Origin of the sequence: Cellulomonas bogoriensis 69B4 = DSM 16987 (genome assembly GCF_000767165.1) — a bacterium.
Lineage (GTDB): Bacteria > Actinomycetota > Actinomycetes > Actinomycetales > Cellulomonadaceae > Actinotalea > Actinotalea bogoriensis.
The window spans coordinates 1-2060 of sequence record NZ_AXCZ01000289.1 but is presented as its reverse complement, the minus strand read 5'-3'; the positions used below and the strand labels follow the sequence as shown (position 1 = coordinate 2060).

Here is a 2060-nt window from a genome sequence, read left to right as displayed (position 1 = left end):
CATCACCCGATTCACCGCCCCACATGACGACGCCACGCTGATGTGCATCGAGACCGGAAAACGCCCCACCGAAGAACGCGAGGAGTTCATCACGGCGTATGAGGGCCGAATGCTGGGACGGTTCTCATTGGAGCCGGGGATGACGGGTTGCGAAGTGTGGGCTGACTCAGGTCATGGCGCGCGAGTGTTCATCTCCGCCGACGACCCTGCCAGCGTCACCGTGCTGAACTATCGGCTCCCCTCACGATGACCACCTCGCCGGGGCCGCATTGAAGACCTCTCCGTCACGCATCGGCATCTCGGCACGCCGAGGGCGTCGGCGAGCCGCCGCACCAGGGTCCGGGGTCCCGGGCTACTGATCACGGTTGCGCGGGGGTGATCTCTCGGGCGAACAGCACCGAAGGCAGGCCGGCAACCACCGCAGCGCCGGTGCGCTCGAAACCCAGGGATGTATACAACCCGGCGGCGGCCTTCTGCTGCGCGGTCGTGTCCAGGACCAGCCGACCGAAGCCCAGTTGGCGGGCACGGAGCAGCAGCGCCTCCCCGATCGCCCGTCCCACACCCCGCCCCTGCCATCTGGGCAGGACCCTCATCCTCTTGACCTCCGCCGTCACGGCGTCGACGGGGCGCAACGCCCCCATGCCGACGACCACCGGTCCCGCGGTCGCGACCAGGAACTCACCCCCTGCGTCCAGGTACGCCCCTGCGACGTCTTCCAGGTCGTCGTCCCACGGCCCCGGACCCGCATGGGCGCCGGCCGCCGCCAGGGCCGCGTGGTGCAGGCGGATCACGAGTGGGACGTCCCTCTCCGTGACCCGACGCACAGACGGGAGCAGCGATCGTGGTGCGACGCGGGCGATGTCCCGAAGCGCACCCACTCGGTCCAGGTCGAGGCCCACGTCGACCCAGTTGGTGCGCAACGACCACCACCGGGACTCGTCGGCGCCCGACCGTGCCCGCGGTTGGACGACCGCCGGAAGAGCCACGACGTGCAGCACACTCACGCACCGACCACGTGGCCCGTTCCCACGTTCTGCGTATACGCCGAGCGGGACGAGGTCCTCAGGCCCGACCGCCGGGCCACCCACCTGGACGAGGGCACGACACGCGGTCGCCTCGAGATCCTCGTCCGCCCGGACCGAAGCACCGGGAAAGGTCCACGCCCCCGGGTCCGGCGCTCCACCACGTCCGACCAGGAGCACCTGCCACCCGTCGGCTGCGCGCGCGAGCACAGCGACCTCCACGGTGAGCGCGGTCAGCACGGCGCAGATCCCCCAACGTCGACGTCACACCCCCGGAGCGACCCGGCAGCTGCCGCACGCTACCAAGCGGCGGACGACGCCCTGGGGGCGCATCACGAGGGTCACGTCGTGGCCGTAGAGCACGGGCCCCGCAGGACGCTCTTCTACGCCCCGAACCGGGAGTAGCCGGTCCAGGCGACGGGCTGACATGGGTCATCCGGAACCACCCCGGTGGGGTCGCGCCGTGCGGTCACCGGGGAGACGTGGCGGGCTCCCCCGCGAGCGCGGACAGCAGCTCGCCGATGCGGTGCTCGGCCTCCACCGGGTGGCGCAGGTGGAGGTCGGGGTTGGTGGTGTAGTGGTTGCGGCGTCCTGTGCGGGTGCGGATCACGTAGCCGGCGTCGACGAGGTCGTTGACGATGCTCTGGGCTGCGCGGACGCCGATGCCGACGCGGTCGGCGATGTCGCTGATGCGGGCGTCGGGGTCGGTCGCGACGCAGATCAGGACGTGGCCGTGGTTGGTGAGGAACGTCCAGGAGGACGGTGGGCTTCCGGTGGCTGCCACGTGCTCCCCTTCGTCGTCGACGCCGACGTGTCCAGGATCTCAGCCGTCGTCCGACCGGTCAAACATGGTCTGTGGGCCAGGTCTCGTTGACACGGGGAGTCGCGGGCACCAATATGTGCTGTTGAAGACATGCTTCTTAGAGCATGTTCTACGGTGCCGGTGCCCCGGCCCTGCCCCGAGGAGTCCCGTGTCCGGTCTCGACCTCGCTCTGACGAACCTCACCCACCCGGCGATCCTCGCGTTCGTGCTGGGGG

3 protein-coding genes are annotated in these 2060 nt (G+C 70.1%); 1 reads left to right on the top strand and 2 read right to left on the bottom strand.

The genetic code is table 11. The annotated features are described in order from the left end of the window. On the top strand, positions 1-250 hold a 250-nt coding region (locus N869_RS18625; RefSeq protein ID WP_232229801.1), incomplete at its 5' end, for a hypothetical protein. A gap of 109 nt (positions 251-359) precedes the next feature. Here N869_RS18625 and N869_RS16695 read toward each other — a convergent pair. Then, complete coding sequence (locus N869_RS16695) at positions 360-1232, bottom strand: GNAT family N-acetyltransferase (protein WP_269545894.1); 873 nt, start codon at positions 1230-1232, stop codon at positions 360-362. Between the two features lie 259 nt (positions 1233-1491). After that, positions 1492-1806 (bottom strand): helix-turn-helix transcriptional regulator, encoded by a 315-nt coding sequence (locus tag N869_RS14695; protein ID WP_035062879.1) that lies wholly within the window; start codon positions 1804-1806, stop codon positions 1492-1494. Positions 1807-2060 lie beyond the last annotated feature (254 nt).